Origin of the sequence: Nocardia sp. 852002-51101_SCH5132738 (assembly GCF_001665695.1) — a bacterium.
GTDB classification, from domain to species: domain Bacteria; phylum Actinomycetota; class Actinomycetes; order Mycobacteriales; family Mycobacteriaceae; genus Nocardia; species Nocardia nova.
On record NZ_LZML01000160.1, the window covers coordinates 38,632 to 59,595 of the forward strand.

At 67.3% G+C, this 20,964-nt stretch carries 21 protein-coding genes; 12 read left to right on the forward strand and 9 right to left on the reverse strand.

The genetic code is table 11. The features are described from left to right. Positions 1-10 precede the first annotated feature (10 nt). Genes A5789_RS25070 through A5789_RS25075 form a run of 3 tightly spaced genes read left to right on the forward strand, consistent with a single transcriptional unit; the run spans position 11 to position 2,631 of the window. Positions 11-1,807 carry an ABC transporter substrate-binding protein/permease gene (locus A5789_RS25070; RefSeq protein ID WP_064904942.1) on the forward strand — a complete coding sequence of 599 codons (1,797 nt, stop codon included), beginning with the start codon at positions 11-13 and terminating at the stop codon, positions 1,805-1,807. Further along, the gene (locus A5789_RS36895) at positions 1,804-1,959 is read left to right on the forward strand and encodes a hypothetical protein (RefSeq protein WP_156773027.1); all 156 of its coding nucleotides are present in this window, start codon (positions 1,804-1,806) and stop codon (positions 1,957-1,959) included. The genes A5789_RS25070 and A5789_RS36895 overlap by 4 nt, the downstream gene beginning before the upstream one ends. Next, complete coding sequence (locus tag A5789_RS25075) at positions 1,960-2,631, forward strand: amino acid ABC transporter ATP-binding protein (RefSeq protein ID WP_156773028.1); 672 nt, start codon at positions 1,960-1,962, stop codon at positions 2,629-2,631. Here A5789_RS25075 and A5789_RS25080 read toward each other — a convergent pair. Next, the gene (locus A5789_RS25080) at positions 2,628-3,386 is read right to left on the reverse strand and encodes a glycoside hydrolase family 25 protein (protein ID WP_064904941.1); all 759 of its coding nucleotides are present in this window, start codon (positions 3,384-3,386) and stop codon (positions 2,628-2,630) included. The genes A5789_RS25075 and A5789_RS25080 overlap by 4 nt on opposite strands. A gap of 51 nt (positions 3,387-3,437) precedes the next feature. Beyond that, positions 3,438-4,772, reverse strand: a complete 1,335-nt coding sequence (locus tag A5789_RS25085; protein ID WP_064904948.1) for a hypothetical protein — start codon at positions 4,770-4,772, stop codon at positions 3,438-3,440. A gap of 334 nt (positions 4,773-5,106) precedes the next feature. On the opposite strand from A5789_RS25085, the gene A5789_RS25090 reads away from it, so the two are divergent. Continuing rightward, positions 5,107-5,817 carry an SDR family oxidoreductase gene (locus A5789_RS25090; RefSeq protein ID WP_064923388.1) on the forward strand — a complete coding sequence of 237 codons (711 nt, stop codon included), beginning with the start codon at positions 5,107-5,109 and terminating at the stop codon, positions 5,815-5,817. Between the two features lie 141 nt (positions 5,818-5,958). Further along, entirely contained in the window at positions 5,959-6,780 is an 822-nt protein-coding gene (locus A5789_RS25095) for a polysaccharide deacetylase family protein (RefSeq protein WP_064923386.1), read from the forward strand. A gap of 20 nt (positions 6,781-6,800) precedes the next feature. Here the strand turns inward: A5789_RS25095 and leuS are convergent, their stop codons facing one another. Continuing rightward, positions 6,801-9,713, reverse strand: a complete 2,913-nt coding sequence (leuS, locus tag A5789_RS25100; protein WP_063011576.1) for a leucine--tRNA ligase — start codon at positions 9,711-9,713, stop codon at positions 6,801-6,803. A gap of 243 nt (positions 9,714-9,956) precedes the next feature. Here leuS and A5789_RS25105 point away from each other — a divergent pair, with 243 nt between their 5' ends. Next, the gene (locus tag A5789_RS25105; protein WP_231509088.1) at positions 9,957-10,355 is read left to right on the forward strand and encodes an SdpI family protein; all 399 of its coding nucleotides are present in this window, start codon (positions 9,957-9,959) and stop codon (positions 10,353-10,355) included. 25 nt (positions 10,356-10,380) lie between these two features. Continuing rightward, entirely contained in the window at positions 10,381-10,992 is a 612-nt protein-coding gene (locus A5789_RS25110; RefSeq protein WP_064906558.1) for an HAD family hydrolase, read from the forward strand. Between the two features lie 19 nt (positions 10,993-11,011). Here A5789_RS25110 and A5789_RS25115 read toward each other — a convergent pair whose 3' ends face one another. The 6 genes from A5789_RS25115 to A5789_RS25140 all read right to left on the reverse strand — a co-directional run bounded on the left by A5789_RS25115 (position 11,012) and on the right by A5789_RS25140 (position 15,687). Continuing rightward, positions 11,012-11,401 (reverse strand): cupin domain-containing protein, encoded by a 390-nt coding sequence (locus A5789_RS25115; protein WP_063011519.1) that lies wholly within the window; start codon positions 11,399-11,401, stop codon positions 11,012-11,014. 40 nt (positions 11,402-11,441) lie between these two features. Further along, the gene (locus A5789_RS25120) at positions 11,442-11,774 is read right to left on the reverse strand and encodes a YnfA family protein (protein WP_063011517.1); all 333 of its coding nucleotides are present in this window, start codon (positions 11,772-11,774) and stop codon (positions 11,442-11,444) included. 72 nt (positions 11,775-11,846) lie between these two features. After that, the gene (gdhA, locus tag A5789_RS25125) at positions 11,847-13,196 is read right to left on the reverse strand and encodes an NADP-specific glutamate dehydrogenase (protein ID WP_063011515.1); all 1,350 of its coding nucleotides are present in this window, start codon (positions 13,194-13,196) and stop codon (positions 11,847-11,849) included. 143 nt (positions 13,197-13,339) lie between these two features. After that, on the reverse strand, positions 13,340-14,104 hold the full coding sequence (locus tag A5789_RS25130; RefSeq protein ID WP_064906557.1) for an ABC transporter permease: 765 nt from the start codon (positions 14,102-14,104) through the stop codon (positions 13,340-13,342). Then, positions 14,101-15,039: an ATP-binding cassette domain-containing protein gene (locus tag A5789_RS25135; RefSeq protein ID WP_064906555.1), complete on the reverse strand. Its 939-nt coding sequence runs from the start codon at positions 15,037-15,039 to the stop codon at positions 14,101-14,103. Before A5789_RS25135 ends, A5789_RS25130 begins: the two co-directional genes overlap by 4 nt. A 132-nt stretch (positions 15,040-15,171) precedes the next feature. Next, positions 15,172-15,687 carry an EXLDI protein gene (locus tag A5789_RS25140; RefSeq protein ID WP_030514196.1) on the reverse strand — a complete coding sequence of 172 codons (516 nt, stop codon included), beginning with the start codon at positions 15,685-15,687 and terminating at the stop codon, positions 15,172-15,174. A gap of 159 nt (positions 15,688-15,846) precedes the next feature. Between A5789_RS25140 and A5789_RS25145 the strand changes: the two genes are divergently transcribed. From A5789_RS25145 to A5789_RS25165, 5 genes are all read left to right on the forward strand, one after another. Then, complete coding sequence (locus tag A5789_RS25145) at positions 15,847-17,529, forward strand: thiamine pyrophosphate-binding protein (protein WP_064906554.1); 1,683 nt, start codon at positions 15,847-15,849, stop codon at positions 17,527-17,529. Beyond that, positions 17,526-18,194 (forward strand): hypothetical protein, encoded by a 669-nt coding sequence (locus tag A5789_RS25150; protein WP_063011506.1) that lies wholly within the window; start codon positions 17,526-17,528, stop codon positions 18,192-18,194. The genes A5789_RS25145 and A5789_RS25150 overlap by 4 nt, the downstream gene beginning before the upstream one ends. A gap of 12 nt (positions 18,195-18,206) precedes the next feature. After that, the gene (locus A5789_RS25155; RefSeq protein WP_063011504.1) at positions 18,207-19,244 is read left to right on the forward strand and encodes a 3-oxoacyl-ACP synthase III family protein; all 1,038 of its coding nucleotides are present in this window, start codon (positions 18,207-18,209) and stop codon (positions 19,242-19,244) included. Further along, positions 19,244-20,344: an aminotransferase class I/II-fold pyridoxal phosphate-dependent enzyme gene (locus A5789_RS25160; protein WP_155525861.1), complete on the forward strand. Its 1,101-nt coding sequence runs from the start codon at positions 19,244-19,246 to the stop codon at positions 20,342-20,344. Before A5789_RS25155 ends, A5789_RS25160 begins: the two co-directional genes overlap by 1 nt. Before the next feature lie 89 nt (positions 20,345-20,433). After that, positions 20,434-20,931, forward strand: coding sequence for a DUF1772 domain-containing protein (locus tag A5789_RS25165; protein ID WP_064927348.1), 498 nt, complete (start codon positions 20,434-20,436; stop codon positions 20,929-20,931). The last annotated feature ends 33 nt before the right edge of the window (positions 20,932-20,964 follow it).

Genomic DNA, 20,964 nt, shown 5'->3' on the forward strand with positions numbered 1-20,964 from the left:
GTTCTCGGCTATGGCCCGTTTGCCCGTCTCGCGCCCGCGTGCGCTGATCGCGCTGATGGTGGCGATGATGCTGCTGTTCGCCGTCGCCTGCAGCTCCGATGGCGGCAGTTCGTCGCGGGCCGCGAACCTGTGCGCACCCCCCGGACCGTCGGCCGCCTCCCCCGCGCCGACGAAACTGGCGAGCGGTGCGACGGCCGGCGCCGACCGATACACCACCGCGACCACCGCGCCGCTGAGTTCGATCGATATCACCAAGCTCGGTTTGTCCCAGCCCGGGGTGCTCAGCGTGGGCACGCTCTCGGACGCGCCGCCGAGTATCTGCGTGGATCCGTCGGGGGCCTTCACCGGATTCGACAACGAACTGCTGAAGGCGATCGGCGCGAAACTCGGACTCCGGGTGCAGTTCTCCGGCACCGAATTCGCCTCGCTGCTCTCGCTCGTCGCCACCGGCCGGTTCGACGTGGGATCGTCGAGCATCACCACCACCGATGCCCGGCGACAGCAGGTCGGCTTCACCAACGGCTACGATTTCGGCTACTTCTCGCTCGTGGTGCCCAACGGCAGTGCGATCCAGGGGTTTTCGGATCTGAAACCGGGCGTGCGGATCGGCGTGGTGCAGGGCACCGTGCAGGACGAATACGTCACCGGCACCTTGCATCTGGACGCGGTGAAATTCCCCGACTACAACACGGCCTACGCGAATCTGAAGACCGGGCAGATCGACGCCTGGGTCGCGCCCTCGCAGCAGGCCACCGGTGCGATCAAACCGGGTGATCCCACCTCGATCGTGCAGAACACCTTCAGCCTGGACAATTTCACCGCCTGGGCGGTGCGCAAGAACAACCAGCCGCTGATCGACGCACTGAATTCCGGCCTCGACGCGGTGATCGCCGACGGAACCTACGCCAAGCTCTATTCCGACTGGGTGCCGCGGCCGCTGCCGCCGGGCTGGAAACCGGGCTCCAAATCGGCTCCGATGCCGCAACTTCCGGACTTCGAGAAGATCGCGGCCGAACATCGGCACGGCGATCAGCAGAACGCTCCGAAATCGACCCTCGCACAATTGAAGGACACGTTCTTCGATTGGTCGTTGTACCGCAAGGCATTTCCCGAACTGTTCAAGACCGGCTTGCCGAATACGATTATTCTGGCGCTGGTTTCGGGCGTGCTCGGCACGCTCATCGGCATTCTGCTCGCGGTGGCCGGTATTTCTCGCACCCGCTGGTTGCGCTGGCCCGCCCGGGTCTACACCGACATCTTCCGCGGTTTGCCGGCGGTGGTGATCATCCTGTTGATCGGCCTGGGCATCGGCCCGGTGGTGAAGGGGATCACCGGGAACAATCCGTACTGGCTGGGCGCGGTGGCGCTGGCGCTGCTGGCCTCGGCCTATATCGGCGAGATCTTCCGCTCGGGCATTCAATCGGTGGAGCCGGGACAGTTGGAGGCCGCGCGGGCGATCGGATTCGGCTATCGGCAGTCGATGACGCTGGTGGTGATTCCCCAGGGCGTGCGGCGAGTGCTGCCGGCGCTGATGAACCAGTTCATCGCGCTGATCAAGGATTCCTCGCTGATCTACTTCCTCGGCCTGCTCGCCTCCCAGCGGGAACTGTTCGCCGTCGGCCGCGACCTGAATTCGCAGACCGGAAATCTGTCACCGCTGGTCGCGGCGGGCCTGGTCTATCTGCTGCTCACGATCCCGCTCACCCATCTGGTGAACTACATCGACCGCCGATTGCGCACCGGCCGCGCCGAAGCCGCCGCCGACGAAATCGACCAGGCTGTCATCACGGAAGGACGCGGAGCGTGAGCGACCAGGATGCCGACGGCGTGAGCGACCAGGATGCCGACGGCGTGAGCGACCAGGATGCCGACGGCGTGAGCGACCAGGATGCCAACGGCGTGCGCACCAGTTCCTCGCTGACCGGCGTCGATCTGCATCTGACCCTGGGCAACAACTAGGTGCTGCGCGGCGTCGACATTCACGTCGATGCCGGGCACACCACCACGGTCATCGGCCCGTCCGGTTCGGGAAAATCCACCCTGTTGCGGGTGCTGAACCGGCTGCACGAACCCGATTCCGGCGATGTGCTGATCGACGGGGTTTCGGTGCTGGGGGAAAATCCGGATCGGCTGCGCCAGCGCATCGGAATGGTCTTTCAGCATTTCAACCTGTTCCCGCACAAGACGGTGGCGGAGAACGTGGCCCTGGGACCGCGGAAATTGCGCGGCCTGAGCAAGGAAGCGGCGCGGGCGCTGGCCCTGGAGCAGCTCGAGGCGGTCGGATTGGCGGCGCGCGCCGATACCCGCCCGGCGAATCTGTCCGGTGGACAGCAGCAGCGTGTCGCCATCGCTCGCGCACTGGCGATGAAGCCGGAATTGATGCTGTTCGACGAGGCGACCTCGGCCCTGGACCCGGAATTGGTCAAGGGTGTGCTCTCGTTGATGGCGGATCTGGCCGCCGGCGGTATGACGATGATCGTGGTGACCCACGAAATGGGTTTCGCCCGTTCGGTTTCCGACAGCGTGGTATTCATGGACCAGGGCAAGGTGGTGGAGTCGGGATCTCCGGACCGCCTCTTCGACGATCCGGAAACCCCACGCCTGCAACAGTTTCTGTCCCAGATCCTCTAACTGCCCGAACTGCTGCCGCTGAACGGCATATTGGCGAACTGCGCGAAATTGCCCTGCGCTCCGCTGTAGACGTTGAGGTCGGTATTGCCCGCGATACCCGGCACACTGCCGGAATCGGTGGTCTGCCAGAAGGTCCACGCCGGCCAGCCGCCGGGCACCTCGGGCTGGGCGTTGCCGCGATAATCGGCGATCCACAGTGGGTACTGGTGGAACTGATCGGAATCGGCCATCGCCGTCTGCCAGAACCGCGGGTAGGTGTAGATGATCGGCACCCGGCCGGTCAATGCCTGCACCGTGGTCAGATAGCGATGGGTCCAATCGATCAGCTCCGCCGGGGGCAGCCTGCCGGAATTCTCCATATCGAGGACCGGCGGCAGATCCAGCGGGCCGTTCTGGCCGAGGACGACCGCGGCGTAGAGGGCGGCCTGCGGTTCCGGCGGCAGATCCGGATGGGCGTAGTGATAGGTCCCGCGCGCCACCCCGGCCGCGCGCATCAGCAGGCTGTCGGGGACGAAATAGGGATTGACGTAGTTCAGCCCCTCGGTGGCCTTCACCATGGCGAAGTTGTGCCCGGAGGCCCGGACCGCGAACCAGTCGATCAGACGGCCGTCGATGTGCTGCCAGGACGACACGTCCGGCCCGGTGGGTCCAGCGGAGGCGATACCGGTTGCCGAGAATATGCCGGCAACGGCGAGCAGCGGCAGGGCTGCGGTGAAGCGACGGACTTTCGGACGAGCCACGGTGCGTCGATACATGGCTACGAGAGTAGGCAGCCGAGGCGCTTGTGACCAGTGTTTACGCGTGACTCATCCGAGCCAGTCGAGGACCGCGGCTGCCGTCCACGACTGCTGCATGCTCCCCAGCGGATCCCCGGTGAACGGGTCGTAGTACTCCGCGAAGCTGCCGTCGCCCGCCTGCCGCAAACCTTCCGCACGCAGCATGAAGGACCGTTCGGCCCAGCCGCGGCGGGCGAAGACCCAGGAGAACAGCCAGCTCATCACCGGCCACACCGGCCCGCGCCAATATTCGCGCGGGCGGAAATCCTTCGACACCGGCGAGGTCGAGGGCGGCAGCGCGTAGCGCAGATCGGGGTGGCCGCAGAAGCGTGGCCCCTCGAACAGGCGCAGCAGACTGCGTTCGGTGGCGCGCGGCAGTCCGCCGCACAGCAGCGGCGCGAACATGGCCAGCGTTTCGGTGCCGATCCATTCGTCGGTGCGCAGGTCGAAGTCGCGCGCGGCGCCGGAGCGCGGATCGGCGGTGGCGATCACGCCGGCGCGGAAATAATCGGCCCACTCGTAGAGCTCGCGCACATCGGCGTGCGGCATGCGGTAGTCCTCCCCGATTCCGGCCAGCACCTCACACGCCAGCGCGAAGACGGCGGTGACGAAGACATCCTCCACGGCGAAGCTCATCGTCGAGGCCAGCTGGAAATCGTCGTAGCCACACCGACGCATTTGTTCCACGAGCCACAGGTAGCGGTCGTATTCGCGATCGGTGGGACGCTGCGCCGGGTCGACCACGTCGATATCGGCGCGCCGATACGGCGGCAGGTCGCCGACCACCACATTGGTGTAGGCGCGATCCCACCGCGGCGAATTGTCCATCCCGGACTCCCAGCCGTGATACAGGGTGATCCGGCCGTGCTGTTTGGGGTCGCGGGCATGCGCCAGCCAGCGATGCCAGCGCATCAGATCGACCCAGCGCCGATCCAGGAATTCCGCGGCGACCGCCCGGGTGGTGCGGCCGTGGCGCCGGGAGTGGTCGAGAATCCGCTGGACCGCGATCGCGTGCACCGGTGGCTGGGTGATGCCCGACGTGTCGACACCGGCGGGGGCGTTCGCTGCCAGCCGACGGCACTCCCACCGGCTCGGTCCCGGGAAGTAGCCGTCCACGCCGTTGGCGAACACGATGTGCGGGATCATCCCGTTGCGCCATTGCGCGGAGAGCAGAGTGTCGAGTTCGACGACAGCGCGCTCCACACTCAGCGGGGCCAGGCCGACCGCGACGAAGGCGGCGTCCCAGCTCCACATATGGGGGTAGAGCTTGGGCGCCGCGCTGGTCATGGTCCCCAGATCGTTGCCGCGGAGCAGATAGGCGGCCCGGGCAGCCAGCTGGGTGGGGGTGAAGCCGGGACCGTTCATTTCCCTATTCTGCGACGTCACCTTCAGATATGCGCGGCGCCCGGGCGTCGCGTGCCGCACAGCGGCCGCCGCGGGGGCATGGTCCGGTCCGGTCACCTGTTCGGCAGTGTCCACCCTCATCGCCTCGTTCTGTGTCATGCGCGGTGTCCGTCCCCCGCCCGCCGCTGTGAACCGGTTGCTCGAGTCTGGATTACACCCATCGGCATCGGCTCGCCACCGATGGACGACAGATGTCCGGTCGCGGCGGTGCAATTGTCCGGACCCGCCCGTGTGATCGTCCGCGCCGCCCGGGTGCGTAGCACTGCGGTGGGCGCGCGGGGTTTACGGTGAGCACATGGCCGCACCTTCGGAAAGCACTGCCGCGCAGGATCTACCGACCGCGCTGATCACCGGCGCCAGCCGGGGACTGGGAGCCGCGATCGCGCGGGAGCTCGCGGGGACGCATCGACTGCTGCTGGGCGCGCGTTCGGCGCAATCGCTGGCGAAGATCCGGACGGAACTTCCCGATGCCGAACCCTGGCCGGTTGATCTGACCGATTACGCCACGCTGCCCGCGGCGACGGCGCCGATCGGCCGTCTGGATGTGCTGGTGCACAACGCGGGCGTCGCCGAACTGGGGTCGATCGCCGACGCGTCGGTCGAGCTGTGGCGAAATACGCTGGAAGCCAATCTGATTGCCGTCGCCGAGCTGACCCGGCTGCTGCTGCCCGCCCTGCGCGCCGCCGGCGGCCATGTGGTGCTGATCAATTCGGGTGCCGGGCTGCGCGCCAATCCACACTGGGGTGTGTACGCCGCGAGCAAATTCGGTCTGCGCGCTTTCGGTGACGCGCTGCGGCTCGAGGAACCGCGCCTGCGTGTCACCTCCGTCCACCCGGGACGCATCGACACCGAGATGCAGCGCGCGATCGTCGCCTCCGAACAGCGGGATTACAACCCCGACGAGTTCTTGACCGCGGCGACGGTCGCCCGGGCCGTCCGCAACGCCGTCGAGACGCCGCGCGACGCGCACCCGACCGAGATCGTGCTGCGCCCGATCGCCCGCTGAGTCGGTGCTGTCGGCCGGGCTGAATCGGGCGCCCTCGGCGGTCCCGGCGACGCGCCGGAACGACCGGTGCCGGGCCGGCGAGGGTGTCGAGGGTGCGGTAGCTTAGGGCAGAAATGACCTCTTACCAGGGGCGACACCGGCATGGGTGACGCGCGATCGAATCGGCGGCAGCTGCTCACGCTGCTCGCCGCGGGCACGGCGGTCGCCTTGACCGGCTGTACGACGGCCCACAGTGCGACCGGGGAAAGGGCGAAACCTGTAGCCGCGGCGGTCACCCCACCCCTGCCCCCGGCGCCTCCGTCCTCGCTGTTACCCCCGCCGCCAACCGGGCCGAAGACCGTGGCGCCCTCGGGCACGATGACCGCTCTGCCGGGCGCCGGCGCGAATCTCGCGCTCACGGTGGACGACGGCGCGAGCCCCGAGGTGGTCGGCGCGTATATCCGCTTCGCCCGCGATACCGGCGCCCGCTTCACGTTCTTCGTGACCGCCGCCTACGACTCGTGGACCGTGCACCGGGACGCGCTGCGCCCGCTGGTGGAGTCCGGGCAGATCCAGCTGGGCAACCACACCTGGGATCATCCCGCGCTCACCAAGATCTCCGCCGGCGCCGTCGCCGACCAGATCCGTCGCACGAAAACGTTCCTGCACAACAACTTCGGCGTGGACGGAACACCCTATTACCGACCGCCCTACGGGTACCACAACGCCGCGGTGGACCGGGTCGCCGCCGATCTCGGATATACGGTGCCGACGCTGTGGTTCGGTTCGCTGTCGGACTCCTCGATCGTCACCGAGGACTTTCTGATGCAGATGGCCGCGAAGTACTTCAACCCGCAGGCGATCGTCATCGGTCACGCCAACCATCCGGCCGTCACACACTGCTACGGCCGGTTGGTCGACATCATCCGCGAGCGCCACCTCTCGATGGTCACCCTCGACGACGTGCTGCTGCCGCCGCGCTGAACACCCAGCGCGGGAGAAACTTACGCGACGACGTTGACCAGCTTGCCGGGGACCACGATGACCTTGCGCGGGGTCTTGCCGGCCAGGAATTCCAGCAGCTTCTCGTCGGCGAGCGCCGCCGCCTCCACCGCCTTCGCATCGGCGTCCGCCGGTACGCTGACCCGGCTGCGGACCTTGCCGTTGACCTGGATCGGATATTCGACCGAATCCTCCACCAGCAGTGCGGGATCCGCGATCGGGAAGGGCCCGTGCGCCAGCGCCGTGGTGTGGCCCAGGCGTTCCCACAGTTCCTCGGCGATATGCGGGGCCATCGGTGCCAGCATCAGCACCAGCGGTTCCACCACCGTGCGCGGGGCGCCCTGCGGGTACTGCTTGGTCAGATGGTTGGTCAGCTCGATCAGCTTCGCGCCCGCGGTGTTGTCGCGCAGGGCGGCGTAGTCGGCGTCGACACCGTCGATCGTCTTGTGCAGCAGGCGAAGGGTGGCATCGGCCGGCTCGGCGTCGGTGACCCGCGCGGCCCCGGACTCCTCGTCGACCACCAGGCGCCACACCCGCTGCAGGAAGCGGTGCGCGCCGACGACATCCTTGGTCGCCCAGGGACGCGAGGTGTCCAGCGGGCCCATCGACATCTCGTACAGCCGGAAGGTGTCCGCGCCGTACAGATCGCACATCTCATCGGGGGAGATGGCGTTCTTCAGCGATTTGCCGATCTTGCCGTACTCCTGGAAGACCTCGATCTCCACGCCGGAGGTGTTCGTCCAGAAGAACCTGCCGTCGCGCTCGACCACCTCGGCGGCCGGGATGTAGGTGCCGCGCTCGTCGGTGTAGGCGAAGGCCTGGATGTAACCCTGGTTGAACAAGCGCCGGTACGGTTCCGGGCCCGACACCTCACCCAGATCGAACAGCACCTTCTGCCAGAACCGCGCGTACAGCAGATGCAGTACCGCGTGTTCCACGCCGCCGACGTACAGATCCACGCCGCCGGGGTCGTTCGCACCGTGTTCGGCCGGGCGCGGGCCCAGCCAGTAGCGCTCGTTCTCCGGCGCGCAGAACGCCTCCGTATTGGTCGGGTCGGTGTAGCGCAGCTGGTACCAGGAGCTACCGGCCCACTGCGGCATCACGTTGGTGTCGCGGCGATAGGTCTTCACCCCGTCGCCCAGATCCAGTTCGACGGTCACCCAGTCGGTGGCCTTGGCCAGCGGCGGCGACGGTTCGGAATCGGCGTCGTCCGGATCGAAGGTGACCGGCGCGAAGTCGCGCACCTCCGGAAGTTCCACCGGCAGCATGGATTCCGGCAGCGGATGCGCCGCGCCCTGCTCGTCGTAGACGATCGGGAACGGCTCGCCCCAGTAACGCTGGCGGGCGAACAGCCAGTCGCGCAGTTTGTACTGGATGGTGCCCTTGCCGTGGCCGTCGCGTTCCAGGCGCTCGACGACAGTGGCCTTGGCGGTCTCGACGTCCAGCCCGTTCAGGTAGTCGGAGTTCACCAGCAGGCCGTCGCCCGAATACGCGGACTCCGAGATGTCGCCTCCGGCAATGACTTCCACGATCGGCAGGCCGAACGCCCGCGCGAACTCCCAGTCGCGCTGGTCGTGGCCGGGTACCGCCATGATCGCGCCGGTGCCGTAGCCCGACAGCACATAGTCGGCGATGAAGATCGGCAGCTGCGCCCCGTTGACCGGGTTGGTGGCGTAGGCGCCCAGGAAGACGCCGGTCTTCTCCTTGTTCTCCTGCCGCTCCAGATCGGACTTGGCGGCGATCGACTTGCGGTAGGCCGCAACGGCTTCGGCCGGCGAGGCAGCGTCGAAGGTCCACCGGGGGTCGACGTCGGCGGGCCACTGCGCGACGGCCAGCCGGTCCACCAGTTCGTGTTCCGGGGCCAGCACCACATAGCTCGCCCCGAACAGCGTGTCGGGCCGGGTGGTGAAGACCTCGATGTTCTCCCCGTTCGCTGTATCGACGGTGGCGCTCCCGGGGCGCTCCGTGGTTACGCCGGCTGCCTCCTCCGCGCCCGTCGCTCGCACCACGGCGAACGAGACCTCGGCACCACGCGAGCGTCCGATCCAGTTGCGCTGCATGGCCTTCACGTTGTCCGGCCAGTCCAGCAGGTCCAGATCGTCGACCAGGCGGTCGGAGTAGGCGGTGATGCGCATCATCCACTGCCGCAGGCGTTTCCGGAACACCGGGAAGTTGCCGCGCTCACTGCGGCCGTCGGCGGTGACCTCCTCGTTGGCCAGCACGGTGCCCAGTCCGGGGCACCAGTTGACCATCGAATCCGATTGATAGACCAGGCGATACGAGTCCAGCACCGCGCCCTGTTCGGCGGGCGACAAGTCGGCCCACGCGCGACCGTCCGGGGTGGGGCGCTCACCCGCGGCGAATTCGGCCACCAGATCCGCGATCGGGCGGGCCTTGTTCGCCGAGGTGTCGTACCAGGCGTTGTAGATGCGCAGGAAGATCCACTGCGTCCACTTGTAGAACTCGGGGTCGGTGGTCGCGAACGAGCGGCGCCGGTCGTGGCCCAGGCCCAGCCGGTCCAGCTGGCGCTGCATGGTCGCGATATTGGATTCCGTGGTCACCCGCGGATGCGCGCCGGTCTGTACCGCGTACTGCTCGGCGGGCAGGCCGAAGGCGTCGTAACCCAGCGCATGCAGCACGTTGCGGCCGTGCATGCGGTGGTAGCGCGCGAACACATCGGTGGCGATGTAGCCCAGCGGATGGCCGACGTGCAGACCCGCACCCGACGGATACGGGAACATGTCCTGGATGAACAGCTTGTCGGCCGGGGTCTCGCCGGCCAGCGGGCCGACCGGATTCGGCGCGTGGAAGGTGCCGCGCTCCGCCCACACCCGCTGCCATTTGCCCTCCAGGGCGCCGGCCAGTTCCGCGTTGTAGCGGTGCGCGGGCACATCGGTTCCGGGAAGCGTGGGCAGGCTGCTTTCGGGCCCGTCACCCCGGCCGGTCGATGCGCCGGCTGTATCGGTTGCACGAGTGTCCTGCACGGTCCTGCCTTCTTGTCGCCGAGTTCCCCTGGTGAACGTCTGTGGACAACGTCGTCACTCAGGGTAGAGCGTGCGCACGTCAGCACCCAAAAAGGGGTGAGCGGGTCGTTCGCGGCGGCGGCGAGCCCCGCGGGCGCCCGGTTTTGATACCGGAGTACCGTATTCCGGGTGTTCGTGGTCGCGCTCCTCCTGTTTCTGCCGGCGGCCGTGGCCGTTGTCACGGGTGTGCTCGGGCTGACCGGCACCCTGCCACCCAATCGGTTCTTCGGTGTGCATACCGAAGAAGCCCTCCGCACCGAAGAGGCGTATCGCGTCGCCAACCGCGTCGCCGGGCCCACCTCGGTCGGTGCGGGTCTGCTGCTGGCCGCCGCCGGTGCGATCGCGCTGGTCGCGACGGTATGGGTGGGCTTGGCTGCCGCCGCGGTGGCACTGGTCGTGGCCCTGTTCACGCTGGGCGCCGGGGTCAACGCGGCCAACGACGCGATCGCGGGGCTCGCGCCCGCCGAGGTCGGCGGCTGTGGCAACTCCTGCGGCGCGTGCTCACTGCGCGACGCCTGCCAGCCCGCCAATTGATCCCTCCGGTGTCCGGCCGTCCGGTATGACAGGCCCGCTCACGGTCGGCTTCGACCTCGACATGACCTTGATCGACTCGCGTCCCGGCATCCGCGCCTGCTATCGCGAGCTGTCGAGACGCACCGGCACCCCCATCGACAGCGATCTGGTCGTCACCCGCCTCGGGCCGCCGCTGGAGCACGAGCTGGCCAACTGGTTCCCCGCCGACCGCGTCCCGGCGGTGGCCGATATGTATCGGGCCATGTATCCGGATTTCGCGATCACCGGCACGGTGGAACTGCCCGGCGCCCGCGCGGCGACAGCGGCGGTCCGGGCGCTGGGCGGCCGCGTGATCGTGGTCACCGGCAAATACGAACCCAACGCCGAATTGCACCTCACCCACCTCGACATTCCGGCCGACGCCGTGATCGGCGACCTGTGGGCCGAACAGAAGGCCCAGGCCCTGCGCGACCACGAGGCGAGCGTGTACATCGGTGACCACATCGGCGATATGCGCGGCGCCCGCGCGGCGTCGGCGTATGCGGTCGGGGTGACCAGCGGTCCATGTGACGCGGCGCAGCTGCGGGCAGCCGGCGCCGATGTCGTCCTGCGTGATCTCACCGAATTCCCCGGTTTGCTGCGCGAGCTCGCGAGCTGATACCAGGCAGGCGCACGTCCTATCGCCGGTCCGGGTCGCACTCCGGTGCGGGGATCGAGCGGGAGAGCGGACTACCGGCCGGGAGCACGTAGAACACCGTGAGCCGCAAGGGTTTTCGCGTGCGGTTGCGGGCGGTGTGGGCGTGGGCGGCGCCGGCGGGCTCGCGAAATATCCGCCCCGGGCGATAGGCGACCGGGACGCCGTCGGTGCCGGGATGGTCGAGAGTGCTGCCGGTGACCAGGACGAACAGCGTGCCGTCGTGATAGTGCCAACCACTGTCACCGCCCGGTTCGACGATCGTCTGCCGGAGCAGGAACTGCCACCGCGCCACCCGCAGCCGTATCAGCACCCGGCTGCGAGTACCGGCGGCCGGCTGCGGATTGGGCCGAAACGTTCCGAGGACGGGCATGGCACCGATGATGCCGGATACCGGTCGGCCGCGTACCGGGTCAGCCGCGCGGCGCGTACATGATCACGGCGACGCCCACCAGGCAGGTCGCCGCGCCCGCCACATCCCAGCGGTCCGGCCGGAAGCCGTCGAACGCGATGGCCCACAGCAGCGACCCCGCGACGAACACACCGCCGTAGGCGGCCAGGATCCGGCCGAAATGAGCATCCGGCTGGAGCGTCGCGACGAATCCGTACAGCCCCAGCGCGATCACCCCGGCCCCCGCCCAGGCGAACCCGCGATGCTCACGCACCCCTTGCCACACCAGCCACGCCCCGCCGATCTCGGCGAGCGCGGCCAGGACGAACAGCAGGATCGAGCGCACCACGGTCACGAACGGCGAGCCTAAGAGACTCGGTGCCGGTGGATCCGGACGGGACGGCCGGCGCGTTGCCGGCCGCGGCGTCTAGACGATCCCCAGTGCCAGCATCGCGTCGGCGACCTGGGTGAAACCGGCGATGTTCGCACCGGCGACGTAATCGCCCGGGGTCCCGTACTCTTCGGCGGTCTCGAGGCAGCGGTCGTGGATGCCGCGCATGATCGTCTCGAGGCGCTGTTCGGTGTGTTCGAAGCTCCACGAATCGCGGGAAGCGTTCTGCTGCATCTCGAGTGCGCTGGTGGCCACCCCGCCCGCATTGGCGGCCTTGCCCGGTGCGAAGGTCACGCCCGCGTCGACCAGCAACCGGGATGCCTCGGGGGTGCAGGGCATATTGGCGCCTTCGGCCACGATGGCGCAACCGTTGTCGATCAACCGGCGGGCATCGCTGCCGTTGAGTTCGTTCTGCGTCGCACACGGCAGCGCGATATCGCAGGGCACCGCCCAGATCGAGCCGGAATCCACGAAATACGCCGAGCCACGGGCGATGTCGGGATATTCGTGAATGCGCCCGCGCCGGTCGTGCTTGATCTCCTTGAGCAGTTCGAGATCGATACCCTTGTCGTCGACGATGTAGCCCGAGGAGTCCGAACAGGCGACGACGGTGCCGCCCAGTTGGTGCACCTTCTCCACGGCGTAGATGGCGACATTGCCCGAGCCGGAGATCACCACGCGTTTGCCCTCGAAGCTGTCGGCGCGCCGGTCGAGGATCTGCTCGGTGAAGAAGACGGTGCCGTATCCGGTCGCCTCGGGGCGCACCTGCGAGCCACCCCAGCTCAGCCCCTTGCCCGTGAGCACGCCGGATTCGTAGCGGTTGGTGATGCGTTTGTACTGGCCGAACAGATAGCCGATCTCGCGACCGCCCACGCCGATATCACCGGCCGGAACGTCGGTGTGCTCGCCGATATGCCGGTAGAGCTCGGTCATGAAGGACTGGCAGAAGCGCATCACCTCCGCGTCCGACCGCCCCTTCGGGTCGAAATCCGAACCACCCTTACCGCCGCCGATCGGCATTCCGGTGAGCGCGTTCTTGAAGATCTGCTCGAATCCCAGGAATTTGACGATGCCCAGATAGACCGACGGATGGAACCGCAGGCCGCCTTTGTAGGGGCCGAGCGCGGAGTTGAACTCGACCCGGAAACCGCGGTTGATCTGCACCGTGCCACTGTCGTCGACCCACGGCACGCGGAAGATTATCTGCCGCTCGGGCTCGCACAACCGCCGGATCACCGCCGCGTCGACGTACTGGGGATGTTTGGCGACGACCGGTCCGAGGCTGTCGAGCACCTCGCGCACGGCTTGGTGGAATTCCGATTCACCGGGGTTGCGCTGCAGTACCTCGGCATAGATGTCCTGCAGCTTCTCGTCCAGGGCGGCCATGGACGCACTCCTTCCGGTCGTCGACTGCGCCGACGACCCGGGCCGGATGGCACCGACCCGGGCCCGATCGGCCTCGTTCCTACGTTCTCACGCGAGGACGACGGGGTTTCGACCGGTATGTCCGTTAATCACTGGGTAGTAGCTCAGTTGGTCTTGCGGCGGAACAGCGAGCGCGACCAGAGATAGCCGACCACCGCGAAGCCGACGCACCAGACCACCGCCGCGATGCCGTTGCCTCCGATGGCCGTGCCCATGAGCAGTCCGCGCAGCGTTTCGGTCAGGGGCGTGAAGGGCTGGTACTCGGCGAATTGCCGGACACCGGCGGGCATGGTGTCGGTGGGAGCCAGGCCGCTGCCGAGAAAGGGGAGGAAGATCAGCGGAGTCGGGGTATTGCTCGCGCTCTCCGGTGTTTTGGCGGCCAATCCGAAACCCACTCCGAGCCATGCCAATCCGAAGATCACCAGGGCGATGAGGCCGAAGGCGGCGAGCCATTCCACGACGGTGGCATCGGGACGGAAGCCGATCAGCGCCGCGACTGCGACCATCAGGCCGACACCCAGCACGCCTTGGATCACGGTCCCGGCGACCTGGCCGGTGAGGATCGAGGAATGTGCCATGGGCATGGTCCGGAACCGGTTCACGATGCCCTTGGTCATATCCGAGGCGATGGCCACCGCGACCCCGACCACCAGATAGGCCGGAATGATCAGCATCATGCCGGGGACCAGGTAGTCGATGTAACTGCCGCCGGTGGCTTTCTCCAGTGCGCCACCGAAGATGTAATTGAACATCAGCAACATCACCAGCGGCATGATGAACATGCTGATCGTCATGCCGGGATAACGCTTGGCGTGCACCAGGTTCCGGCGCAGCATCGTGCGGGAGTCGGCGAGGGTGTGCGTGGTCATCGTGCGGATTCCTTCTCGGGTGCGGTGCGGCCGGTGAGGGTGAGGAAGACGTCGTCGAGATCGGGGGTGTGCACCGACAGGCTTTCGGGCTCGATGCGGGCGCGGCCGAGCCGGTCCAGAACATCGCGCAGCGAGGCGACGCCGCCGTCGCTGGGCACCGCCAGGGTCGAGTCCGTGGTCGTTCCGCCGAGTAGTTCGGCGGCGCTGCGCAACTGTTCCTCGTCGCCGAAGGTCAGGCGGATATGTCCGCCCGGCACAAGGCGTTTCAGCTGTTCGGGCGTGCCTTCGGCGACGATGTGGCCGTGGTCGAGCACCGCGATCCGATGCGCGAGCTGGTCGGCCTCCTCCAGATACTGGGTGGTGAGGAAGATGGTGACGCCGTCGGCGACCAGTTCGCGGATGATGTCCCACATCCCGCGCCGGCTGCGTGGATCGAGGCCGACCGTGGGTTCGTCGAGGAAGATGATGCGCGGCTCGCCGACCAGGGTCATCGCCAGGTCGAGCCGGCGCGTCATACCGCCGGAGTAGCTCCCGGCCACCTTGTCGGCGGCGTCCAGCAGGTCGAAGCGGGTCAGCAGGTCGTCGGCGATGCGCCGGCCCTCGCCACGGGGCAGATGGTGCAGATCCGCCATCAGCAGCAGGTTCTCGCGACCGGTGAGCAGTTCGTCGACCGCCGAGAACTGCCCGGTCACGCCGATGGCGGTGCGGACGGCGTCGGGTTCGATGACCGGGTCGTGGCCCCCGACGCGCAGGTTGCCGTCGTCGGGCCGGGTGAGGGTGGCGAGGATGTGGACGGTGGTGGTCTTGCCGGCGCCGTTGGGGCCGAGCAGCGCGAAGATCCTGCCCTCCGGGACAGTGAGGTCGATACCGTCCAGCACCACGTGGTCGGCGAACGATTTCCGCAGACCGGTGACCGATATGGCCGGTGAACTCATGGTCGCCCTTTCATAATAAGATTGCGATGAATGCATGCGTCGACCGAGCCGTGTCCGCGGGATTTCGGCGGACAAGGTGGGTCGATATCGAGTTGTCGTGCGGCCGAGGCTAGTTCGGCTCGAAGTGGTCGATCAGATGTCGAGATCCTCGATCTGCGGATGCTCGGTCAGATCGCTGATGCGGTTGTACAGCTTGTCGGGAACCCTGCCTTTCAGGTCGGCCGGTGAGTCGTAGATGTCCATGGTGAATTCGCCCCAGTCCGGATCGGTGACGCCGAGCATCCGCCGCCAGTTGGTCAGATCCTTCAGCCAGTTCGTGTCGGTCGGGTAGTCGGTCCATTCCGAACGCTGCCGGTGCAGCACGAATTTGCCCTTGCGCGTGCGGAATACGCGAATGCGCTCGAAACGCTCGTCGCCCATATCGCTCGACTCGGTGAGCAGCACCCCCGAGAATCGCACCTGCCGGGCGCCGTTGTGGCCGACGCGCAGGACGATCTCGTCGAATCCCTGCAGCCGGCCCTCCTCCAGCTCGATGTATCGGCGCAGTGCCGTCACGATCGCACCCGAGAGATTGCCGCCGACCAGCTCCTGCGCGCGCTGGAACAGGGGGAGATCGTCATCGGAGACATACACGGTCTTGTTCGGCATGGCCCAACTATACGTAGATGTATACATACACACAAGTGGATCCTTTTGCGAAGGCACGCGGGAACGGTGAACCGGTCGGGTGCGTGCTTCGTATCCCCGCTGAGTGCGTTCGTTCCGGCAGCGCGGCCGGCTTCGGAACCCATACGGGAAGGAGCGGCGATGCCGTCACGACTGGTCGACTACCTGGTGCAGGCCGTATCGGACATGGGAGTGCGACACATCTTCGGCGTCGACGGCGCCAACATCGAAGATCTCTACGACGCGGCCTACGACGCCTCCGACCGAATCACGGCGGTGGTGGCCAAACACGAATTCGCCGCCGCCACCATGGCCGACGGTTATGCCCGTTCCACCGCGGGTCTCGGCGTCGTCTGCGCGACCTCCGGTGGTGGAGCGATGAATCTCGTTGCCGGACTGGCGGAATCGCACGCCTCCCGGGTGCCCGTGCTCGCGTTGGTGGGGCAGGCGCCGACCGGTCTCGAAGGTAAAGGCGCCTTCCAGGATTCCAGCGGCCGGGCCGGAACCTTCGACGCCGCCGAACTTTTCGACACGATCGCGCTGTATTGCGCACGGGTAGAGACGCCCGCCTCGCTTCCGGACCATCTCTCGCGCGCCGTCGCGGCCGCCCGAGCGGGCGGACCGGCGGTTCTGCTGCTGCCCAAGGATGTTCAGCAGGCCGAACTTCGCGCCCGCCCGTTCGTCGCACCGCGTCCGGTACACGGCCGGGACGACGCCGGTATCGAGCGGCTCCTGGAGGGGCTACGGGCGGCCCGGGCGGTCGGCAAGGTCGTGATCATCGCGGGCGCGCAGGTCGCCCGCGACGATGCTCGTGCCGAACTGCGTGATCTGGCAGCGGTTCTCGACGCGGGGGTCGGCGTCGCGCCGGACGCCAAGGATGTGTACGACTGCACCGAACAAGGATTCCTCGGTGTCGCCGGAAGTATGGGCCATACCGAACTGGCCGACGCCCTGCACGGCAGCGCCCTGTGCCTGCTGGTCGGCACCCGGATGCCGGTCACCGCGCGCGCCGGACTGGAATCGGTGCTCGGCGCGTCGACGGCGTCGGTCGGCGGTGAGCCGCCCTACCTCCCCGCGGTTCACGCCACCAGTACCGATCTGGCCGCCACACTCCGCGAACTCACATCGGCGCTGAGTGCCGGCGCGGGCCGGGTGCACCGGGTGGATCCCCGGCGCCCGCGGACGCCGGATCCGCTGCCGGTGCCGCCCGCGGACGGACCGGGCCTGCGCTATCGCGACATAGTCGAAACACTCAACGGCACACTGCATTCCGATACCGATATCTTCGCCGACGCGGGCAATACCGGGGCATCGGTGGTGCATCATCTCCGTCCGCCGCGCGACGGCCGCTTCGTCGTCGCCCTCGGTATGGGCGGTATGGGCTACGCCTTCGGCGCCGCCATCGGGTCCTGTTTCGCCCGCCGGCACCGCGACGACGGGACCGAGCGGCGCACCGTGGTCGTGGCCGGCGACGGCGCCTTCTACATGCACGGCATGGAGATTCACACCGCGATCCAGTACGGGCTGCCGGTGACCTTCGTCGTACTCGACAATTCCGCGCATGCCATGTGCGTGACCCGGGAGCAACTGTTCTACGGAGATCGCTACAGCTTCAACAGATTCCACAAAGCACATCTGGGAGCCGGCATGGCGGCGATGTTCCCGGATCTGCCCTCCTTCTCGCCGGCTACGCCGGCCGAGCTCGCGACAGTGCTGTCGTACTGCCTGGAAACGCCCGGGCCCTCGTTCGTTTCGATCGATTGTGATCCCGACGAGATACCGCCGTTCATCCCCTTCCTGTCCGCATCGAGGAGGAATCCGTGACCATCAGCACCGCACCCGCTCTCAGTGATATTCCCGATCTTCCGCACCGCGCAATTCCCGGGTTGTTGCGCATCGAGAATTCCGATCGCGAGGAGACCACGCCGATCATCATGGATATGCTGCGCTCGGTCTATCCCCACGACCAGATCTTCGGTCAATTCTGCCCGGTGCAGGACTATATCGCCGCACCCCCGCGCGAACTGTACGAATACCTGTCGCACACACAGAGTTTGGAGGAGTGGACCTACAGTCTGCGCGGATTCACCGAAACCGCCACCCCGGGGCTGTGGGAATCCTACGACCGGCTGGGCAAGGACACCCGGATCTTCACGCGCACCGAGGCCAATCCGGATGCGATGACCGTGGATTACCACTGTGCGTGGGATCAGGGTGAACACCTGTGGATGATCTATCTGATGCGGGTCGTCGACGCCCAGGTGGTGTTGAACAAGCCCGGATCGGTGGTGCTGTGGACCAATTGCCGGCACCCGTTCTACGACGCGAATCCCTACCCCGACAAGGCCCCGGCAGGCCGCAAGGTCTGGGTCGGCGATTTCTGGGAGATGTTCTCCGCCGGACACCGGCTGGAGCTGGACAACCTGAAAGCGATCGCCGAATACCGTGCCGCGCACGGACTTCCGATCACCCCCGAGTGGATGAAGTGAGGATACGCCGAGATGGATTTCACCGATCCCGCCCTGCGGCTGGCACCGGTCAGTCTGGTCGATGTGGCCTGCTATCTGCCGGGTGAGCCGGTAGGTACCGAGTACTTCACGCAATTCTCGCGTTCGGAGCGGATGGCGAAGAACGTCATGTTCCGCGCGCCGCACGGTCGCCATCACAAGGGCCGCGACGAAACCGCCGTGGATATGGTGGAACGCGCGGTCGCGCCGCTGATCGATCGGCACGGCGCCGGCACGCTCGCCGATATCGACGTGCTGCTCACCCATACCCAGCTCCCCGACAATCCGGTCATGGGCGCCGGGCCGGAGGTGGCGCGGCGGCTGGGGATGAATCCGAAATGGGTGTTCGACGTGCACAACGGCGGCTGCGCGGCATTCATCCACATGATGATGCTGGCGCGGATGATTCTGCAGACGACCGACGCCCGCACCGCCCTGATCGCGACGACGCAGAACACCGCGGGTCCGGTCTTCACCCAGACCGAGATTCGCAAACTCGCGCAGGCGCCGGTGCCCGGGGACGGCTGCGGGGTGGGATTGCTGGTCAAGGACAACAGTGCGCCGATCCTCGATATCGAATGCCGCACCTTCCCGGAATTCGCCGGCGATATGGATTTCTCCACCGGCTCCGAACGTAAGTACTGGGAGCCCGGGGAAGGACAGGGCTGCGTGAGTTTCACCGAATCGAAGGTGACCAAGGTCTTCGCGCGCGGCAACCGGCTGGTCCCGGAACTCGCCCTCGCGGTATGCGACCGCATAGGGGTGAAAGGCCGCGATATCGACACCTTCGTCACCAATCAGCCGAATCGGCTGTTCCTGCGGAACTGGCACGATGCGCTGGAACTGCCCGCGGAACGGCATCCGGATTCCTTCGACCGGTGCGGAAATCTGTTCGCCGCCGGCATTCCGGTGACCCTGGATATCGAGAACCGGGCCGGCCGGTTGCGCAACGGGTCGGTGGTGCTGCTGGCGGCCTTCGCCCATGCCGGGGATTTCGCGGCCGCGGCCGCGGTGCGCTGGGGTGCGGCGTGATGGACTCGTCCGCCCGTGAACCGGCGGTGACGCAGCCGATACCGCCGCCGCGGTTCGATCTGACGCTCAGCGAAAACCCCTTTCCGCCACTGCCTTCGGTGCTCGCGGTGGTGAACGAGGCGATTCGCGGCGCCAATCGGTATCCGGAATTCGTGCCCCGGCGGCTGCCGGCCGTGATCGCCGCGCACCTCGGCGTCGACCCCGATCAGGTGGTCGTCGGTGCGGGGGCGACCGGTGTGGTGCTGCAGATCATGCAGGCGGTCTCGGGGCCGGGGCGGCGCATGGTGTTCGCGACTCCGACCTTCGACGGCTATCCGATCATGGCCGCCATGGCGGGTCTGGACGTCGTGGGAGTTCCCCTGGATGCGAGCGGACGGCAGCGGCTGACGGCGATGGCCCGGGCAGTGGACGAGCGCACGGCACTGGTCGCGATCTGCCGCCCCCACAATCCGACCGGGACCGTGGCGCCCGCCGCGGAGCTGAAGGCTTTCCTGTTCGGTGTGCCGCGGCACGTTCCGGTGATCCTGGACGAGGCGTACGTGGAATTCCTGGCCGATGCCGAAACGATCGACCCCTGCGAACTCGTCGCGCACTATCCCAACCTCCTTGTGTTGCGCACCTTTTCGAAGGCGTACGGGCTGGCAGGACTGCGTATCGGCTATGCGTTCGGCGCGCCGGAACTGATCGCGCGGGTGCGGCGACTGCAGCTTCCGTTCGGCATGCCCGACTACGCCGTCGCCGCCGTGCGCGCCTGCTATGCCGCCTCGGCGGAGCTCGCCGAACGGATCGCCGATATCACCGCCGAGCGCGAACTGCTGCGAACCGCTTTGCGGCACAGGGGTTTCGCCGTGCCGTGCAGCCGCGGCAACTTTCTCTACCTGCCGGGGCCCGTGGCCCACGCGACGCTGGCGGGCGCGGGGATCGCGGCCAAGGGTTACCCGGACGGCAGTGCGCGGATCGCGGTCGGTGATCCGCGTGCCGATGCCGCGGTACTGCACGCCTTCGACGGCCGTGCCGAGCCGGTGCCTCGGCCGCGCCCGTCACCCGTGCAGGCCGCGGAGGATCGGTGCGCCCACCTTCCGGTCAGAGCGGGGCGGTAAATTTTCTAGCAGCGCTAGACAAGCTAGTCGAACTCATCTACTGTTGCCACAGAAGCTAGCAACGCTAGATGATGACTAGGAGTCTTCCCATGCTGACCACATCCGCGCAGGTGCTCACCGTGCTGGCCGTTCTCACCAACGCCATCGTCTACGGCACCGATGTCGCCGCCACCCTCATCTTCCGACCCGTCTATCGCAAACTCGACGACGCGACGATGACCGTCTCGGCCGGATGGGGGCACTACTACGGTGACCGGCGAATGCCCTTCGCCGGCGCCGGTGGGGTGATCAGCACCGTGCTCGCCGCCGTCGTCGCGGTCGTGGCGGGAGCCGCCGGTGCCGCGGTGGCGGCCGGGATCGCGCTGCTGGCGCTGCTGAGCTGGCTCGGGCTCTACGCGCGGATCGCCAAGCCGATCAACACCGCCCAGACGCAGGCGGCGCAGACCGGCGTCATCCCCGCCGATGCCCGTGCGCTGCAGGACAAATGGGAGAGCATCCTCGGTTACCGGGTCGGCCTGCAGGCGCTCGCCCTCGCCGCCCTGTGCACCACCCTCGTCCTGAAATCAGCTGTCGCACAGGCGGATTGACCATCGATGCGGCCGGACCGATTGGGCGGGCGG

Coding starts and splice junctions, on each gene's coding strand:
- A5789_RS25070 (WP_064904942.1), top strand. CDS start 11: ATGGCCCGTTTGCCCGTCTCGCGCCCGCGTGCGCTGATCGCGCTGATG.
- A5789_RS25080 (WP_064904941.1), bottom strand. CDS start 3,386: ATGTATCGACGCACCGTGGCTCGTCCGAAAGTCCGTCGCTTCACCGCA.
- A5789_RS25085 (WP_064904948.1), bottom strand. CDS start 4,772: ATGAACGGTCCCGGCTTCACCCCCACCCAGCTGGCTGCCCGGGCCGCC.
- A5789_RS25090 (WP_064923388.1), top strand. CDS start 5,107: ATGGCCGCACCTTCGGAAAGCACTGCCGCGCAGGATCTACCGACCGCG.
- A5789_RS25095 (WP_064923386.1), top strand. CDS start 5,959: ATGGGTGACGCGCGATCGAATCGGCGGCAGCTGCTCACGCTGCTCGCC.
- A5789_RS25110 (WP_064906558.1), top strand. CDS start 10,381: ATGACAGGCCCGCTCACGGTCGGCTTCGACCTCGACATGACCTTGATC.
- A5789_RS25115 (WP_063011519.1), bottom strand. CDS start 11,401: ATGCCCGTCCTCGGAACGTTTCGGCCCAATCCGCAGCCGGCCGCCGGT.
- gdhA (WP_063011515.1), bottom strand. CDS start 13,196: ATGGCCGCCCTGGACGAGAAGCTGCAGGACATCTATGCCGAGGTACTG.
- A5789_RS25130 (WP_064906557.1), bottom strand. CDS start 14,104: ATGACCACGCACACCCTCGCCGACTCCCGCACGATGCTGCGCCGGAAC.
- A5789_RS25135 (WP_064906555.1), bottom strand. CDS start 15,039: ATGAGTTCACCGGCCATATCGGTCACCGGTCTGCGGAAATCGTTCGCC.
- A5789_RS25140 (WP_030514196.1), bottom strand. CDS start 15,687: ATGCCGAACAAGACCGTGTATGTCTCCGATGACGATCTCCCCCTGTTC.
- A5789_RS25145 (WP_064906554.1), top strand. CDS start 15,847: ATGCCGTCACGACTGGTCGACTACCTGGTGCAGGCCGTATCGGACATG.
- A5789_RS25155 (WP_063011504.1), top strand. CDS start 18,207: ATGGATTTCACCGATCCCGCCCTGCGGCTGGCACCGGTCAGTCTGGTC.
- A5789_RS25160 (WP_155525861.1), top strand. CDS start 19,244: ATGGACTCGTCCGCCCGTGAACCGGCGGTGACGCAGCCGATACCGCCG.
- A5789_RS25165 (WP_064927348.1), top strand. CDS start 20,434: ATGCTGACCACATCCGCGCAGGTGCTCACCGTGCTGGCCGTTCTCACC.